We start from the raw sequence: 16,694 nt of genomic DNA, 5'->3' as shown, positions 1-16,694 counted from the left end.
CTAGCCTTGTCTGGTGCGCGAAACCAACACTGTGTCCCCTAAGGACCGCTTCCTGACCGTGTACGGCCGCAAGCCGGTGCTGGAGGCGCTCGACGACCCGGAGCTGCGGGTCGACAAGATCATCCTCGCGGACAACGCCCGTGCGCCGGAGATCGTGCAGGCCGCGCGCAGGGCGGGGGTGCCGGTGCAGCGGGCGAGCGCGCACCGCGTGAAGGTGCTGGCGGGCAACGGCAAGCAGGACCAGGGCGTACTGGCGGACGTCGTCGCGCCGCGGATGCGCCCGCTGGCGACGGCGCTGGCCAACGCGCCGCTGCCGCCGCGGGTCCTGCTGCTGGACGGCATCACGACCCCGGCGAACGTCGGGATGATCCTCCGGACCGCGACGGCCGCCGGGATCGACGGCGTGGTGGTGCCGCGGCGCGGGGTGGCGTCGCTGGACCCGCTGGTGGTGAAGGCTTCCGCGGGCGTCGCGTTCCGCGCGCCGGTGCTGCGCTGCGCGACGGCGGCCGAGGCGGCGGGGATGCTGTCGGACGCGGGGTACCGGCTGTACGGGCTCGGCGCCACCGGCGGTGAGCCGCTGTTCGAGGCGGAGCTGCCGTCGCGTGCGGCGTTCGTGCTGGGCGGCGAGACCGGCGGGGTTTCGGACGACGTCGCGGAGCTGCTGACGGGCTGGCTCACGATCCCGATGCCGGGCGACGTGGAGTCGCTGAACGTGTCCGCCGCGGCGGCGGTGCTGTGCTTCGACCTGGTCAGGCGGGGAACAGCGCGGCCAGCTCGGTGAGCGTGGCGGGCACGGACGTGTGGTGCACGCCGACCATGCCCGCCTCGACGGCCCCGTCGACGTTGCGGCGCGAGTCGTCGACGAAGACGCAGGCGGTGGCGGGCAGGCCGAGGCGGTCGGCGGTGAGCAGGTAGACCTGCGGGCTGGGTTTGGCGTGGCCGACCTCGCCGGAGAACACGAGCGCGTCGAACCAGCGACCGAGGCGTGCCTTCGCGGTCCCGCCGCCCGCAGCGTTCGACAGCAGCGCGGTCCGCACGCCGCGTTCGCGCAGCCGGTCGATGGTCGTGAAGAGGTCGGCGGCGTCGGGATCGGTGAGCACGCCCGCGTAGTCGACGACCAATCCGCTCAGCATGATCCGACGATAGTCGTCACTGAGTCGGGTCCATCCTGACCGGATCGGATCCCCGCGGCCCTCCTTAAGGGTGGAAGTTGCCACACATCCTGGGGGGACGATGCGGACGATCATTCCGCTCAAACAGTACGAACCTTTGCGCGACCTGCACCGGTTCGCCGAGGTCGGCGGCCAGTTGCGGCTGGAGCTGGGGGCGGCGCGGATCCCGGAGGCGCGGACCGGCGCTCCTGCGGTGCCCGCGGACGGCGCCGTGGCGGGCGGTGCGGACGGCGCCGTGGCTGGCGGTGCGGACGGCGCCGTGGCTGGCGGTGCGGACGGCGCCGTGGCTGGCGGTGCGGACGGTGCCGTGGCTGGCGCTGGAGGCGACAGCGGGGCGTCGCCGGGTGCCGGTGCGGTGCTGTCGGCCGCACAGATGCGGTCGGTGCTGAACGCGGTGCTGGAGGTGCGGACGGGGCGGCGGGCGCTGAGCCACGTGCAGGGCGTGGTGAGCGCTCAGCTGTACGCACAACTCGGCCTGCGCCCGCCGGTGCCGAGCGTCAGGTTCACCGTGCAGCGGGTCCGGGCGTGCCCAGTGACCCCGACGACGTGGGAAGCGACAGCGACCGCAACAACGGCGACCAGGACGTACGCCGTGACAGCCCGCTTTGACTTCACGGAGGTCGGCTGGCGCTGCACCTTCTTCGACATCCTCCGCCCCGGCCGTTCCCCCCGATCGGGGGAACATCGGTGAGTTCGGGCCGTCCGGTGGGGGCGCGGCTCCCGCCGGACGGCCGGTGGGGCTGGGGTGGGGGCCCGGTGCCCCAGCAGGGGCGGGGCTGAAGCGGGCTTGCAGCGCGGCGAGGGCCGGGCCTGGGCGCCGCAGCACGCGGGGCTGGACCGGGCGCACCGGCCACCGGGGTGGACGTGAGGGGCCCGCCGCAGCGGTGGCTCGGCGGCGCCCCGAGCAGCCGTTTCCGCAGCCGGATCGGCGGTTGCCCCAGCGAGATCGCTGGATGGACCGCTCACGCCGGTCGTTTGCGGGACCGCAGCCTGCTGTCGACTGAACCCAGCCCGCAGGCCCGGCCCCGCAGGCCCGGCCCCGCAGCCCCGGCCTCCCGGCACGCCCCGCCGGGCGTCCACGGCCGACGAGCCCCGCCACACTAGGCCCGGCCCAACCCCCACCAACCACCCCACCCCAACGACAAAGGGGCCCTCCCCACCCGGGGAGGGCCCCTCAGCGCACCGAGGCAACAGACCTCAGCGGTTGCCCTTCTTGCTCCGCTTCGCGTCCGCGCGGGCGGCGGCTCGGCGCTCGCGCCGGGTGCCGCCTCCGCCGGCCGCCGCGCCTCCGCCGGCCGCCGCGGCGCCGCCGGACGACGGCTTCGGCGCCGCACCGCGGCGCTGCACGCCGCCCTGTTCCGCGGGGCCGGAGAACGTCAGGCCGCCCTGCTGGCTGCCGTCGCTGCCGAGGCCCTTGCCCCGCAGCGCCGTCGGCACCGGCTCGGGCTGCGGCTCCACCGGGGGCTGCGGCGGCGTCGGCTGCGCGTGGCGCCCCGCACCGGACGCCGGCACGGCCGCCGCGGCGGGCTGGGCCGCCGGCTGCGGCGGCTCGGCCTGCTCGACCTGCAGGTTGAACAGGAAGCCGACCGCCTCCTCCTTCAGCGAGTCCAGCATGGCGTTGAACATGTCGTAGCCCTCGCGCTGGTACTCGATCAGCGGGTCCCGCTGCGCGAGCGCCCGCATGCCGATGCCCTCCTTGAGGTAGTCCATCTCATAGAGGTGCTCACGCCACTTGCGGTCCAGCACCGACAGCAGCACCTGCCGCTCCAGCTGCCGCATCGCGCCCTCGCCGACCTTCGCGTCGATCTCGGCCTCGCGCCGCGCGTACGCCTCCTGCGCGTCCTCCAACAGCCGCTCGAGCAGGTACTCCGAGGTGAGGTCCTCGTCCTCCTCGGTCAGCTCCTCCCAGGTCACCGACACCGGGTACAGCTGGCGCAGCGCCGTCCACAGCTGCTCGTGGTCCCAGTCCTCGGCGTAGCCGTCGGCGGTGGCGCCCTGCACGTACGCGGTCACGACGTCGTTGAGCATGTGGTGCATCTGCTCGGAGAGGTCCTCGCCCTCCAGCACGCGGCGGCGCTCGGCGTAGATCACCTTGCGCTGCTCGTTCATGACCTCGTCGTACTTGAGGACGTTCTTGCGGATCTCCATGTTCTGCTGCTCGACCTGCGTCTGCGCGCTCTTGATCGCCCGCGACACCATCTTGTGGTCGATCGGCTGGTCGTCCGGCAGCCGCATGGTGGTCATGACGCGCTCGACCATGACCGCGTTGAACCGCCGCATCAGGTCGTCGCCCAGCGACAGGTAGAACCGCGACTCGCCCGGGTCACCCTGGCGGCCGGCACGACCGCGCAGCTGGTTGTCGATGCGGCGGGACTCGTGCCGCTCGGTGCCCAGCACGTACAGGCCGCCGGCCTCGCGGACCTCCTCGGCCTCCGCCTTCACCTCGGCCTTGACCTCTTCGAGGACCTTCGGCCACGCGGTCTCGTAGGCCTCGGAGTGCTCGACCGGGTCCAGACCGCGCTCACGCAGCCGCTCGTCGGCGATGATGTCCGGGTTGCCGCCCAGCACGATGTCGGTACCACGGCCTGCCATGTTGGTGGCGACCGTGACCGCGCCCTTGCGCCCGGCGCGCGCCACGATCAGCGCCTCGCGCTCGTGGTACTTCGCGTTCAGCACCTCGTGCGGCACCCCGCGCTTGACCAGCAGCTTCGACAGGTACTCGGACTTCTCGACGCTCGTCGTGCCGACCAGTACCGGCTGGCCCTTCTCGTGCCGCTCGGCGATGTCGTCCGCGACCGCCTCGAACTTCGCGGGCTCGCTCTTGTAGATCAGGTCCGTCTGGTCCTTGCGGATCATCGGCCGGTTCGTCGGGATCGGCACCACACCGAGCTTGTAGGTCTGGTGGAACTCGGCCGCCTCGGTCTCGGCGGTACCGGTCATGCCCGACAGCTTGTCGTAGAGCCGGAAGTAGTTCTGCAGCGTGATCGTGGCCAGCGTCTGGTTCTCGGCCTTGATCTCGACGCCTTCCTTGGCCTCGATCGCCTGGTGCATGCCCTCGTTGTAGCGGCGGCCCGCCAGGATGCGGCCGGTGAACTCGTCGACGATGATCACTTCGCCGTTGCGGACGATGTAGTCCTTGTCGCGCTTGTACAGCTCCTTGGCCTTCAGCGCGTTGTTCAGGTAGCCGACCAGCGGCGTGTTCGCGGCCTCGTACAGGTTGTCGATGCCCAGCTGGTCCTCGACGAACGCGACACCCTTCTCGGTGACGCCGACGGTGCGCTTGCGCTCGTCGACCTCGTAGTGCACGTCCTTCTTCATCAGCGGCGCCATGCGCGCGAACTCGACGTACCAGCGCGCCGACTGCTCCGCGGGGCCGGAGATGATCAGCGGGGTGCGGGCCTCGTCGATGAGGATCGAGTCCACCTCGTCGACGATGGCGAAGTTGTGCCCGCGCTGGACGCAGTCGTCGAGCGTCCACGCCATGTTGTCGCGCAGGTAGTCGAAGCCGAACTCGTTGTTCGTGCCGTACGTGATGTCGGCGTTGTACGCCTCGCGGCGCTGGTCCGGCGGCAGCTCGGCGAGGATCGCGCCCACGGTCAGGCCGAGGAAGCGGTGCACGCGGCCCATCCACTCGGCGTCGCGTTTCGCCAGGTAGTCGTTGGTGGTGACCAGGTGGACGCCCTTGCCCGAGATCGCGTTGAGGTACGCGGGCAGCACCGACGTCAGCGTCTTGCCCTCACCGGTGCGCATCTCGGCGACCTGCCCGAGGTGCAGCGCGGCACCACCCATGAGCTGGACGTCGAAGTGCCGCTGGCCGAGCACCCGCCACGCCGCCTCGCGGGCGACCGCGAACGCCTCCGGGAGCAGCTCGTCGAGCGACTCGCCGTCCTCGTTCCGTTTGCGGAACTCGTCGGTCTTCGCCCGCAGCTCGGCGTCGGTGAGGTCCTTAACCTCGTCTTCGAGGGAGTTGATGTGGTCGGCGATGTTGCGCAGCCGCTTGAGCATCTTGCCCTCGCCCGCGCGCAGCAGGCGGTTGAGAACCATCCGGTCGACCTCACTAGCTGTTGTGGAAATGCGCCCAGGCCTGTTCCCGGGCGGAGGTGTGCGCCTCCTCCATCGTAGGGAAGGTGGGCCCCGACGTGCACGCACGCCGCGACCTAAGTAGCGGAAGGGCCCACGCACGGGTGTGCGCGGGCCCTTCCGGGGCAGGTTTCTCAGCGGAGTCTGATCACGCCGTAGTCGAAGCCCTTCCTGCGGTACACGACGCTCGGGGTGCCGGCGTCGGCGTCGTTGAAGAGGTAGAAGTCGTGCCCGACCAGCTCCATCTGGTAGAGGGCCTGGTCCAGGGTCATCGGTTCGGCGGAGTGCTGCTTTTCGCGCACGATCCGGCCGGGCTGGTGGTCGTCGACCGCGTCGGCTTCCCAGCGCTGCAGGGGCAGTTCGAGCGCCTCGGCGTCGAGCTCGACGGTCTCGACGGGGGCGGGGGCCTCGAGCACGGCGGTGCCCGAAGCGGGCCGGCGCACGTCGGCGGGGCCGGCGGAGATGGGGGCGGTCGCCTCGGCGACGGACTCCGGGCAGCGGCGCCCGTAGTGCACCCGGCGGCGGTCGGCCATGCGGCGCAGCCGGTTCTCGAGCTTGTTCACGGCGGCGTCGAGGGCGGCGTAGAAGTCGCCGGCGCACGCCTCGGCGCGGACGACGGGGCCCTTGCCCTTGCCGGTGATCTCCACCCGCTGGCAGTTCTTCGCCTGCCTGCGGTTGGGCTCGTGGAAGAGCTCCACGTCGTAACGGAAGACCTTCTTGTCGTACCGCTCCAGTCGCGCGAGCTTGGCGCTCACGTGCTCCCGGTAGTGGTCCGGCACCTCCACGTTGCGACCTTTAACGACGATGTCCATACACGACCTCCCTAACTCCTGCTGAGTCCGCTGCTCTTTCGGAATTGACGAGGGCGCCGACGCCTTGCCCTGCACGGGGATTTAGGTCTTCGTCGGCACCAGGGTCATCGGTTGTTCACCTCCCTGCCGCCGAATGGCTATAGCGGTGCACGTTAGCCCGGTAACGCGCATCACAAAACCCCCCGGGCCGGGGGATGCCGGTGGATGGGAAACCGTCACGCTGCGCGGCCGCGGCCCGGCGGGGCGGGCCGTCGCGCAGCTCGGACGGAGCAGTGCGGGGATGTGCGTTTCACCTTGACGGACAAGGGTTTCCGCACGTCGAGGGCCGAGCGTGACCGCGCGGGGGGCGCCGCACGCCACCCGGGTGGTCGCTTGCGCCGGAGGCGGGTCTTCGCCGAGCTGCCTCATACCCGGACAACGGCCCACGGGCCCGGACCGTTCCCGGAGATGCACCTTTGTGAGTGATCGGCGGAGGACCGGAAACTGTCGGTGGGCACGGGCAGACTGCTGGGCGTGGGACTGGGGGAACGAGTACTCGAGCTGGTGCTGCCCGCGACGTGCGCGGGCTGCGGTGCACCGGGAGCCGCGTGCTGCGCGCGTTGCCTGGCCGGTTTCGGCAGGCCGGAGCGGGTGGCGCGCGGGCCGACGGGTGGGGTGGGCTGCTACGCGCTGGCCCGGTACGAGGACATCCCGCGGCGGCTCGTGCTGTCGTACAAGGAGCGGGGGCGGCGTGACCTGGCGGCGCCGCTGGGCCGGGTGCTCGCCGCGGCGTTGCCGCACCTGCCGGGGGCGAGCCCGGACGACGAAGGCGTGTGGTGGCTCGTGCCGGCGCCCTCGCGCCGCACCGCGTCCCGCGTCCGGGGCGGGCCGCACATGCTGCGCCTGGCGAGAGCGTGCGCGGCGGCGCTCGCGGAGGCGGGGTCGTCCGCCGCGGTGGCCCCAGCACTCCGGCTGGCGGCCGGAGCGCGGGACGCGGTGGGCCTGACGCACGCCCAGCGCGCGGCGAACCTGGCGGGCCGCCTACGGCTGGATCCGCGCGGTCTGCCGCCGGTCCACACGAGGGTGGTAGTGCTCGACGACGTCCTGACCACGGGCGCGACGGCCGCCGCCTGTGCCCGGATGTTGACGGAAGGAGGCCAGAAGGTCACGGCGGTCCTCACCCTGACGGCGACGGGGTGAGGGGTGGGGCTGCCGCGGTGGGGTGGGGTCGGGTGTTTGCCGGGGATGACGGGCCGGGGTGGGGGTCGCCGGGCCGGGGGCGGGTGGCGGGGTGGGGTCGGGTGTTGCCTCGGGTGCAGGGTGGGGGCTGCCGGGTGCGGGGTTTGCCGTGCGCAGGTGGCGGGCCGGAGGCGGGTGCTACCTGGTGGCGGGCGCCGACTGGACTGGGGCGGAAACACTCGCCCAAGCGGCGGGGAATGGCGCGGTTGGTGAGGCCGCGCACGGCCCAGAGCGGCAGGCCAGCCCGCCGCAACCAACGACCGCGCCACCCCGGAAGCCACCCGGGCGCCGCGCCCCATCGCGCTGCTTTGCGGCGCCCGAAGCTACCCGCGCGCCGCGCCACACCGCCACGCCCCGCTGCCTTGCTGTGCCCGAAGGTCATCCCGCGCACCCATCGCGGCCGGTCGCCATCCCACGCGCCCTGGAACCGCCGTGCCACCGCGCCGCCACCGCAGTCGATCACCGCCACCGCCCCACGCGACCCCGCGTCGCCACCCCACGGGTCGCCGCCACGGCTGCTCGGCGTCGCCACCTGGGCCGGTCGCCACCGTCAACCCGGCCCGTCACCGCCCCACGCCCCGCGCCGCCACCGCGGCCGATCGCCGCCACCGGCCAGCGCGACCCCGCGTCGCCACCCCGGTCATGCGCCACCGGGCCGCCGCCCCGCGCCGCGGATCAGCCTGGGTAGAACGGCGCTGCGCGGGCGCCGAGGGAGCTCTGGTGCGGGCGCCAGACCTCGCCGACGTCCGAGGCCGTCCACAGGCCGCCCGCGTCGGCGACCACGATGGGTCTGCCCGGCGCCGCCGTGATGGCGTACACCGGCGGCGTCAGGTTGGAGCTGTTGAACGTGTCCAGCCGCAGCCCGTCGATCGGCACCTTGACCACCGGCTGCGACGGCATCGTCGTCGCGGCGACGAGGCTGTCCTGGCTCAGCCAGTCGACGTCCACGACGCCCGTCAGCGTGCCCGTCTGCAGGATCCGCGGACTGCGCAGCGTCACCGAATCCTGCGTCCGCACCACCGACGCCACCAGCAGCTGCCCGTTCACCACGATCGCCGCGCGCGCACCGTCCCTGGACAGCCGCAGCACGCTGATCGGCCCGACGCCGAGCACCTCCTCGGCGTTCACGGCCTGCCCGGTCCACCCGCCGTCCGACGTGCGCAGCACCCGCACGACCGCCGAACCGTCGACCACCGTCCAGACCTCGCCCGCGGTCCCGTCCGCCGTCGCCGTCGGGCGCCACGTCGGGCGGGTCAGCGTGCCCCCGAACAGGTTCACCAGCTGCGCCGACGACCCGAACGAGCCGATCCGCAGCTGCTGCCGCCCGTCGGCGTTGTCAACGATCGCCAGCTGCCTGCCGTCGATCGACTGCGCCGCGCTCACCACCTGGTACGCGCCCTGCCCCGCGGGCCCCTGGATCAACGCCCCATCGGCGAGCGACCGGATCCTGCCGTTGACCGTCATCAACCCCGGCAGGTCCGCGCCCGGCGACGCCATCGACGTGTACGAGGGCACGTCGCTCGGCAGCCAGTCCTCGTGGCCGTCCACCAGCGCGTTCCCGTCGGACAGCAACCGCACGCGGTTCGTCGTCACCGCCTGCAACGACAACACGATCTGCGCCGCGATCAGCTTCTTGACCTCGGGCGTCTGGTCGGCGACCCCGGTCAGCGGCACCATCAGCGCCCCATCCGGCGTCACCGTCACGTTGCCCTCGATGTTCGCGTCCTCCGGCAGCGGGGTGCGCACCGCGCCCACCAGCTGGTCCGACGGCCCCGACAGCAGCAGCGAAACCACCCGCGCCGGCAAGCCCAGCTGCGGCTTCCCCGCCACGTACCGCAGGTCCGGGACGATCGTGTTCGAGTCCTGCGCGAAGAAGTACACCGGCACGCGCACGTAGTTCGCCGTGAAATCGCTGTACGGCACCACGATGTTCGCGGGCGGGTTCGTCACCCGCCACTGCCCGTCGGACTGCTTGCGCACCAGCAACCGCAGCTCGTACGGGCTCTTCGACGGGATGAACGAACTGTCCCCACCGAGCATCCCGAGGTTCGTGCCCCGCACCACGACGACGCGCTCGTTCGGGTTGGCCGGCAGGTCGACGCCCGTGGCGTACACGGTGTTGAACTGGTCGTCGATCACGTTCATGACCTTGCCCGGCTGCCACGCCTTCGCCGCCCCGTCGTCGAGGTACATCCGCGCGGCGGCGTTGTTGCTGACGGGCTGGGCACTGGCCCGCACGAAGTCGCGGGCCACGGTCAGCGGGTCGAGGTCGCGGGCGGGCTGCTGCACGTCCGGGTTGGCGATCTCGCCGAGTTCCTGCTGCTGCACCGCGACCGGCTGCGATTCCTCCGGCACGGTCGCGCAGCCCGCGACGAGCACCACCCCGGCGAGCGCGGCGAGCAGGCGGCGGAAGGTCCTCATCCGACGTCCTCCTTGCGCAGCTCCGGCACGACGACGCTGTAGTCGGCGCCGGAACCGATGCTGGCCTGCCCGTTGACGGCCTCGCCGTCGGGGGGCACCAGCGGCAGCGGCGACTCCGCCACCGGCTGGTCCTGCCGCCGCGGCAGCGTCAGCCGGAAGCACGCGCCGTGCCCCGGCGCGCCCCACGCCTCCAGCAGGCCGCCGTGCAAGCGGGCGTCCTCGTGGCTGATCGCGAGCCCCAGCCCCGTGCCGCCGGTGCGCCGGTTGCGCGACGGGTCCGCGCGCCAGAACCGGTTGAACACCAGGTCCGCCTCGCCGGGCCGCAGCCCCACGCCGTAGTCGCGGACCGTGATCGCGACGGCGGTGTCGTTCGCGCCGAGCGTGAGCCGCACCGGACGGCCTTCGCTGTGGTCGACGGCGTTCGCCAGCAGGTTGCGCAGGATCCGCTCGACGCGCCGCGCGTCGATCTCGGCGGCCGTCTCGCCCTCCGGCAGCTCCAGCTCGACGTCGGTACCGGCGTTGCGCGCGATCGCCCGCACCTGCTCGACCGCGCGCCGCGCGATCGGGGCCACGTCGATCAGCTCGGCCGCCAGCTCCTCCACACCCGCGTCGAGGCGGCTGATCTCCAGCAGGTCGCCCAGCAGCGCCTCGAACCGGTCCAGCTCGTCGACGAGCAGCTCGGTGGAACGGGCCAGCCCGGCCGGGAACTGTTCCCGGGAGGCGTGCAGGACGTCGGCCGCCATGCGGACCGTGGTCAGCGGGGTGCGCAGCTCGTGCGACACGTCGGAGGTGAACCGGCGCTGCAGCGTGCCGAACTCCTCGAGCTGGCGGATCTGGTGCTGGATGCTGGCCGCCATTTCGTTGTAGGACACGGCGAGCCGGGACAGGTCGTCCTCGCCCGTGACGGGCAGGCGCTCGTCCAGCTCCCCGCCGGCGAACCGGGCGGCGGCGGCCGCGGCCGAGCGCACGGGCCGCACGACCTGCCGCGTCACGATGTTGCTGATCCCCGCGAGCAGGACGAGCAGCACGAGCCCGCCGACGAGCAGCGTGTTCTGCACCGTCTGCACCGTGTTCTGCTCCGCGGTCATCGGGAACAGCAGGTACAGCTGGATGGGCCTGCCGGTGCTCGTGACGGGCGCGCCGACGATCAGGTAGGTCGTGCGCGTGCCGGCGTCGTCCACCGTGTGCGTCTGGTACGCCACCTGGTTGGCCTCGGCGAACCGCTGCAGGCCATCGGGCACCTTCCAGATCGGGCCCGCGGAGTCCGTCGAGCTGGTGCCGCCCGCGGTGAGCACGGGTTCGAAGGCACCCGCGGCGGACGCGCCGGAGCCCTGGTCGTCCGAGGACGTGCTGGTGATCTTCTTCAGCACGTTCTGCAGCCGGTCGGGCAGCGCGTCCTGGTCGCTGATGCCGACCAGCTCGCTCTCCGCGGTCGAGACCACCTGGAGCGTCTGCGCGATCGCCGCCTGCCGCTTGGTCTCCGTGAGGCGCGTGATGATCTGGTTCTGCAGCACCATGCCCAGCACGAAGACCACCGCGGACGACAGCGCGAGCGTGGACGCCGTGACCCGGAACTGCAGGGACCGCCGCCACAGCGTGCCGAACGCCACGACCCGGCTCCTGCCGTAAGCCCCGGCGCGGCGGGCGAGCCGCAGCACCCGCAACGCGAAGGCGAGGATCTGTTGCTTCATCGGGGTTTTACGGCGGGCCGGCCTTGTAGCCGACACCGCGGACCGTCAGCACGACCTCGGGGTGCTCGGGGTCCTTCTCGACCTTCGACCGCAGGCGCTGGACGTGCACGTTGACCAGGCGGGTGTCGGCGGCGTGCCGGTAACCCCAGACCTGTTTGAGCAGGACCTCGCGCGTGAACACCTGGCGCGGCTTGCGGGCCAGCGCGACCAGCAGGTCGAACTCGAGCGGGGTGAGCGGGATGGCCTTGCCCTCGCGGGTGACCTCGTGCCCCGGCACGTCGATGGTCAGGTCGCCGATGGACAGCGACTCGGCGGGCTCGGCCTCGGTGCGGCGCAGCCGCGCGCGGACGCGGGCGACCAGCTCCTTCGGCTTGAACGGCTTGACCACGTAGTCGTCGGCACCGGACTCGAGCCCCAGCACGATGTCGACGGTGTCGCTCTTGGCGGTGAGCATGACGATCGGCACGCCCGACTCGGCGCGGATCGCCTTGCAGACGTCGATGCCGTTCATCCCGGGCAGCATCAGGTCGAGCAGGACCAGATCCGGTTTGAGCTCTCTGAGCGCGGGCAGCGCTCGGGAACCGTCGGCGACGACGGCGGTGTCGAATCCCTCGCCACGGAGCACGATGGTGAGCATCTCTGCGAGCGCAGGGTCGTCGTCGACCACCAGGACACGTGCCTTCAGGTGCACATGTTCGCACTACGGACACCGGATGGAACGTCCGACCCGGCATCTGGCTGCCAAGATCGCGGCAGCTTACTCCGGATGGACGAGTGACAGGGCGAGAGCGGCCGTATCGGTGCCGGTCGTTCCGTCGACGACGTGCCACGGCGAGAGCCACGACCGCTCGGCGAGCTGGTCGTAGACACGGGCGCAGCGGACCTGGAGGTCGTCGTCGGCTTCGAAGGAGTCCTTCGGGCGGTCCGCTTCGGTGCGGGCGCGGCGTTCGGCGCGTTCCGCCGCGACCTCGGGGCTGACGCGCAGCAGGAGCTGGGTGCTCGGCGAGGGCAGGCCGAAGCGGCCGATCTCGATCTCACGCACCCAGCGCACGAACTCGCCGTCCGCGTCCTGGTGCAGCCGGGCGGCACCGTAGGCGGCGTTGGAGGCGACGTACCGGTCGAGCAGGACGACGTCGGAGGTGGCCAGGCCGCGCTGGATGTCGGCGGCGGCGCCGCGCCGGTCGAGCGCGTAGAGCAGGGCCATGCCGTAAACGGAGTCGCCGAGGTCGCCGTGCTCGCGGTGCAGCCCCTCGCGGACGAGGTCGGCGTGCACGCTTTCGCCGTAGCGCGGGAAAGCGAGCGTCGAGACGGTCTTGCCGAGGTCGTGCAGCGCCTTCGTCAGCCCCTCGGTCAGGGTGCGCTTGCCCGCCCCGTCCAGCCCTTCGATCACTACCAGTCGGCCCACGCCCCGCAGGGTACGGGGCGTGGGCCGGGGGACCTCAGTAGCGGTAGTGCTCGGACTTGTAGGGGCCTTCGACGTCCACGTCGATGTACTCGGCCTGCTCCTTGGTGAGCTTGGTCAGCTCGCCGCCGAGTGCCTGCAGGTGGATGCGGGCGACCTTTTCGTCGAGTTTCTTGGGCAGCCGGTAAACCTCGTTGTCGTACTCCTCGTGTTTGGTGAACAGCTCGATCTGCGCGATCACCTGGTTGGAGAAGGAATTGGACATCACGAAGCTCGGGTGCCCGGTGGCGTTGCCCAGGTTCAGCAGGCGGCCTTCCGACAGCACGAGAATGCTGTGACCATCGGGGAAGACCCACTCGTCGACCTGCGGCTTGATGTTGATCCGCCGGATGCCGGGGTAGCGGGCGAGGCCGGCCATGTCGATCTCGTTGTCGAAGTGACCGATGTTGCCCACGATGGTCTGGTGCTTCATCTTGGCCATGTGCTCGGCCATCACCACGTCCTTGTTCCCGGTCGTGGTGATCACGATGTCGGCCACCGGCAGCGCCTTCTCCAGCGTGGTGACCTGGTAGCCGTCCATCGCCGCCTGCAACGCGCAGATCGGGTCGATCTCGGTCACGATCACCCGCGCGCCCTGCCCGGACAACGACTCCGCCGCGCCCTTGCCCACATCGCCGTAGCCGCACACCACCGCGACCTTGCCGCCGATCAGCACGTCCGTGCCCCGGTTGATGCCGTCGATCAGCGAGTGCCGGATCCCGTAGCGGTTGTCGAACTTCGACTTCGTCACCGAGTCGTTGACGTTGATCGCCGGGAACAACAACTTGCCCTGCGCCGCCAGCTGGTACAGCCGCAGCACACCCGTCGTGGTCTCCTCCGTCACCCCGCGGACACCCTGCCCGATCCGGGTCCACTTCTGCCCGTCCGCGGCCAGCGACTCCCGCAGCAGGTTCAGGAAGACCTGCCACTCCTCGGGGTCGTCCTCCTCCGCCGGCGGCACCACGCCCGCGGCCTCGTACTCGGTGCCCCGGTGCACCAGCATCGTGGCGTCCCCGCCGTCGTCGAGGATCATGTTCGGACCCTCGCCGTCCCAGGTGAGCATCCGCTCGGTGCACCACCAGTACTCCTCCAGCGACTCGCCCTTCCAGGCGAACACCGGCACCCCCTGCGGGGCCTCGACGCTGCCGTGCGGGCCCACCACCACCGCCGCCGCCGCGTGGTCCTGGGTGGAGAAGATGTTGCACGACGCCCAGCGCACCTCCGCGCCCAGCGCCACCAGCGTCTCGATCAGCACCGCCGTCTGCACCGTCATGTGCAGCGACCCCGACACCCGCGCCCCCCGCAACGGGAAGACCTCCGCGTACTCGCGGCGCAACGCCATCAACCCCGGCATCTCGTGCTCAGCCAGCCGGATCTCCTTCCGGCCGAACTCGGCCAGCTCCAGATCCGCCACCGCGAACTCCACCCCGTTGCGGGTGTCGTGCCGCTTGGCAACGCTTTCGGGGGTCATAAGGCACTTCCTCCAAGAATCGGCGACCCCTGAACAGTACCGTTGTCCGTTCAGCCGCGAACACCCTCGAAGAAGGAGGCGTCCACGTGCCCATCCCCGGCCCGGAAACCCGCGTCGTCGAGCTGCGCGTGCCCGGTCTGTCGGGCACGGGCGGGGAGGCGCTGCTGGACGTGGTGAGCACGGTCGAGGTCGCGGGCGACGGGGTCGGCACGCTGATCCGCCCGTCCGACCGGCTGCGCCGCCCGGCGCCGGGGCCGGTGTTGCAGGCGCTGGGCCGGTCGGTGCCGCGCACGCTGGAGGGATACCTGTGGGGCCGCATGACGTCGGGCGGCGCGGCGAAGGCGGCGTGGGCGCTGTTGTTCCCTTTCTCACTCTCGAACGTGGCCTTCTGGATGCTGCCGCCGGTACCGGAGGGCAGCCGGAGCGCCGCCGCGCTGGGCGGGTTGTGCCGCAGCCTGCTGCGGGTGGCCGGGCTGCTGCTGACGATGCTGCTCGTCGGGCAGCTCGCGGTGCTGTCGCTGGACCTGTTCGCCACGCAGTGCCTGTCGCCGGGCTCGGCCTGCCTGCCCTCGGTGCCGGTAGGGCTGCGGGGTCAGGTCGCGCGGACGGTCGCCGGGCTCGTGCCCGCGGCCGTGGTGATCTTCGTGTTGTACCGGATCTCGTGCACCCGGTGGACCGTGACGTGCGAGGACCCGCCCGCCCGGCGTGGTCCCCTGCCCGGTGACGCGGTGCGCGACGGGCTCGATTCGCCGACGTTGCGCAGCCTGCACACCGCGGCCGCGCTGGCCACCGTGGTGCTGCTGGCGCTGGGCGGGCCGCTGCGCGTGCCGCACGCTGTCGGCGAGCTGGTCGTCTGGTGCTGCGCGCTCGCCGTGGTGCTGGTGGCGCTGGTCCTCGCGGGCACGGGGAGTTCCCTGCCGCGCTGGGCACGCGGCGGGCTGCTCACGTTCGCGGTGCTGGTTTTCGCTGCGGTGGCCGCGTTCCGGCCCGCGCTGCCGGCGGGTTCCGACGCCACCGTGCAGGCGCTCGGGGCCGCGTTGCTGCTCGTGTCGGTGCTGTTCGCGGTCCTGCTGGTCCCGGCTGCGCTCGTGGCGCGCCGCACGTGGCGGGAGCAGCCGAAGCGCCTGCGCCCGTGGCTGGGCGGCTGGGCCGCGGCGCCGGTCCTCGCGCTCGCGGTGTTGCTGGGCGGCGGTTTCGGTGCCGGGCTCGCCATCGGCGTGCGCAGGCTGACCGGCGTGTCCTGGCTTCGGCTGCCCGACAGCTACACGCCGGTGACCGTGTTGTGGGGCGGCGGGCTCGCGCTCGCCGCGGTGCTGGGCGTGCTCGGATTCGCCGTGGCGGTGCCGTTGCGGCGGCGTCGGCGCGGGGTGCCGGAGGCCGTGAAACTGTTGCAGGAGCCCGCCGACCAGCCCCGCGCCGCGGCGGCGTGGGCGCGTTCGGCGTGGGAGCGGCGGCATCTGCACCACCTCGCGTTCGGGGTGGTGTTCGGCATGTCGGCCGGTGCCGCGGCGCTGCTGGTCGTCCGGTTCGTCCTGCGGGTCCGGCCCGGCTGGTTCGAACCACTGTCCGCGCTGGGGGTGTTCGCGCTGGGCGCGCTGGCGGTCGGGCTGCTGCGGGTGGTGTACACGGCGGCGCGCAAGCCGGGGCGGAACAGGCACCTCGGCGCGCTGGCGGACCTCGTGTGCTTCTGGCCGCGTGCCGCCCACCCGGTCGTGCCGCCGTGTTACGCGCTCAAGGTCGTGCCCGAGCTGGCGGCCCGGGCGAAGGAGCACCTCGCCGAGCCGAACACGCGGGTCGTGCTGGCCGGGCACCAGATCGGCAGCCTGCTCGCGGTGCTGGCGGCGGCGCGGCTCGTGCACGCGCTGCCCGAAGGCGAACGCACCCGGGTCGGGCTGCTCACAGCGGGCTCGCCGCTGCAGTGGGGTTACCAGCGGGCGTTCCCCGCGGTGCTGTCCCGCGACTCGCTGGCCCGGCTCTTCGGTGAGCTGGAGGGGCGCTGGCGCGGGCTCGCGCGCGGCACGGACATCCTCGGCGGCGGCGTCACCACGTGGCGGCAGGAGGTCGTGGACGGCGAGCTGCGCGGCGTGGGCTACCTGCCCGAGGGCGGGGTCGGTGACCTCGCCCCCGCGCTGTCCGGCCCCACCGGCGCGCTCGTGCTCGGCGGCGACCACTGGCTGCCGGACCCGATCGCGAACCCGGCGGGCACCCGGCGTTACGCGGCCGGGGTGCTGGGGCACGCGGACTACGAGGTCGACCCGGAGTGGGACCGCGCGGTGGCGATGGCGGCGGGGCTGGAGTTCCCCGGCCGGCCCGCGTCGCGCCCGTTCGGCGAGCAGGTGCCGCTGTTCCCCGACCTACCCCGGTTCAACCTCGGTGTCGCGCGGTGAC

The 16,694-nt window shown here is 72.3% G+C and carries 12 protein-coding genes; 4 read left to right on the top strand and 8 right to left on the bottom strand.

What is annotated here, in order from left to right; translation table 11 throughout:
- Positions 1–13: 13 nt before the first annotated feature.
- Positions 14–781, top strand: coding sequence for a TrmH family RNA methyltransferase (locus BMZ92_RS28545; RefSeq protein ID WP_091513773.1), 768 nt, complete (start codon positions 14–16; stop codon positions 779–781).
- Here BMZ92_RS28545 and BMZ92_RS28540 read toward each other — a convergent pair.
- The gene (locus BMZ92_RS28540) at positions 750–1,133 is read right to left on the bottom strand and encodes an HAD-IA family hydrolase (protein WP_091513771.1); all 384 of its coding nucleotides are present in this window, start codon (positions 1,131–1,133) and stop codon (positions 750–752) included. The two genes, BMZ92_RS28545 and BMZ92_RS28540, sit on opposite strands and share 32 nt — an antisense overlap.
- Positions 1,134–1,233: 100 nt before the next feature.
- Between BMZ92_RS28540 and BMZ92_RS38620 the strand changes: the two genes are divergently transcribed.
- The gene (locus BMZ92_RS38620; protein WP_091513768.1) at positions 1,234–1,863 is read left to right on the top strand and encodes an Rv3235 family protein; all 630 of its coding nucleotides are present in this window, start codon (positions 1,234–1,236) and stop codon (positions 1,861–1,863) included.
- Between the two features lie 506 nt (positions 1,864–2,369).
- On the opposite strand, the gene secA is transcribed toward BMZ92_RS38620, so the two are convergent.
- A complete protein-coding gene (secA, locus tag BMZ92_RS28530) occupies positions 2,370–5,216 on the bottom strand; it encodes a preprotein translocase subunit SecA (RefSeq protein WP_091513765.1) in 2,847 nt (948 codons plus the stop codon).
- Positions 5,217–5,386: 170 nt separating this feature from the next.
- Positions 5,387–6,064: a ribosome hibernation-promoting factor, HPF/YfiA family gene (gene hpf / locus BMZ92_RS28525; protein ID WP_091513764.1), complete on the bottom strand. Its 678-nt coding sequence runs from the start codon at positions 6,062–6,064 to the stop codon at positions 5,387–5,389.
- A gap of 489 nt (positions 6,065–6,553) precedes the next feature.
- Here hpf and BMZ92_RS28520 point away from each other — a divergent pair, with 489 nt between their 5' ends.
- Positions 6,554–7,243 (top strand): ComF family protein, encoded by a 690-nt coding sequence (locus tag BMZ92_RS28520; RefSeq protein WP_245783302.1) that lies wholly within the window; start codon positions 6,554–6,556, stop codon positions 7,241–7,243.
- A 714-nt stretch (positions 7,244–7,957) separates the two neighbouring features.
- On the opposite strand, the gene BMZ92_RS28515 is transcribed toward BMZ92_RS28520, so the two are convergent.
- The 5 genes from BMZ92_RS28515 to ahcY all read right to left on the bottom strand — a co-directional run bounded on the left by BMZ92_RS28515 (position 7,958) and on the right by ahcY (position 14,306).
- Entirely contained in the window at positions 7,958–9,703 is a 1,746-nt protein-coding gene (locus BMZ92_RS28515; RefSeq protein WP_091513761.1) for an LpqB family beta-propeller domain-containing protein, read from the bottom strand.
- Positions 9,700–11,394 (bottom strand): MtrAB system histidine kinase MtrB, encoded by a 1,695-nt coding sequence (mtrB, locus tag BMZ92_RS28510; RefSeq protein ID WP_091513758.1) that lies wholly within the window; start codon positions 11,392–11,394, stop codon positions 9,700–9,702. The genes BMZ92_RS28515 and mtrB overlap by 4 nt, the downstream gene beginning before the upstream one ends.
- 7 nt (positions 11,395–11,401) lie before the next feature.
- Complete coding sequence (gene mtrA, locus BMZ92_RS28505) at positions 11,402–12,079, bottom strand: MtrAB system response regulator MtrA (protein ID WP_091513836.1); 678 nt, start codon at positions 12,077–12,079, stop codon at positions 11,402–11,404.
- A gap of 72 nt (positions 12,080–12,151) precedes the next feature.
- Positions 12,152–12,799 carry a dTMP kinase gene (locus BMZ92_RS28500; RefSeq protein ID WP_091513756.1) on the bottom strand — a complete coding sequence of 216 codons (648 nt, stop codon included), beginning with the start codon at positions 12,797–12,799 and terminating at the stop codon, positions 12,152–12,154.
- A 34-nt stretch (positions 12,800–12,833) separates the two neighbouring features.
- Positions 12,834–14,306: an adenosylhomocysteinase gene (gene ahcY / locus BMZ92_RS28495; protein WP_091513753.1), complete on the bottom strand. Its 1,473-nt coding sequence runs from the start codon at positions 14,304–14,306 to the stop codon at positions 12,834–12,836.
- A gap of 92 nt (positions 14,307–14,398) precedes the next feature.
- On the opposite strand from ahcY, the gene BMZ92_RS28490 reads away from it, so the two are divergent.
- Complete coding sequence (locus BMZ92_RS28490; RefSeq protein ID WP_091513835.1) at positions 14,399–16,693, top strand: hypothetical protein; 2,295 nt, start codon at positions 14,399–14,401, stop codon at positions 16,691–16,693.
- Position 16,694 lies beyond the last annotated feature (1 nt).

The sequence above is a fragment of the Amycolatopsis sacchari genome (assembly GCF_900114035.1).
Taxonomy (GTDB): Bacteria; Actinomycetota; Actinomycetes; order Mycobacteriales; family Pseudonocardiaceae; genus Amycolatopsis_E; species Amycolatopsis_E sacchari.
The sequence above is the reverse complement of the archived record's forward strand: the minus strand, read 5'-3'. Positions and strand labels throughout refer to the sequence as shown.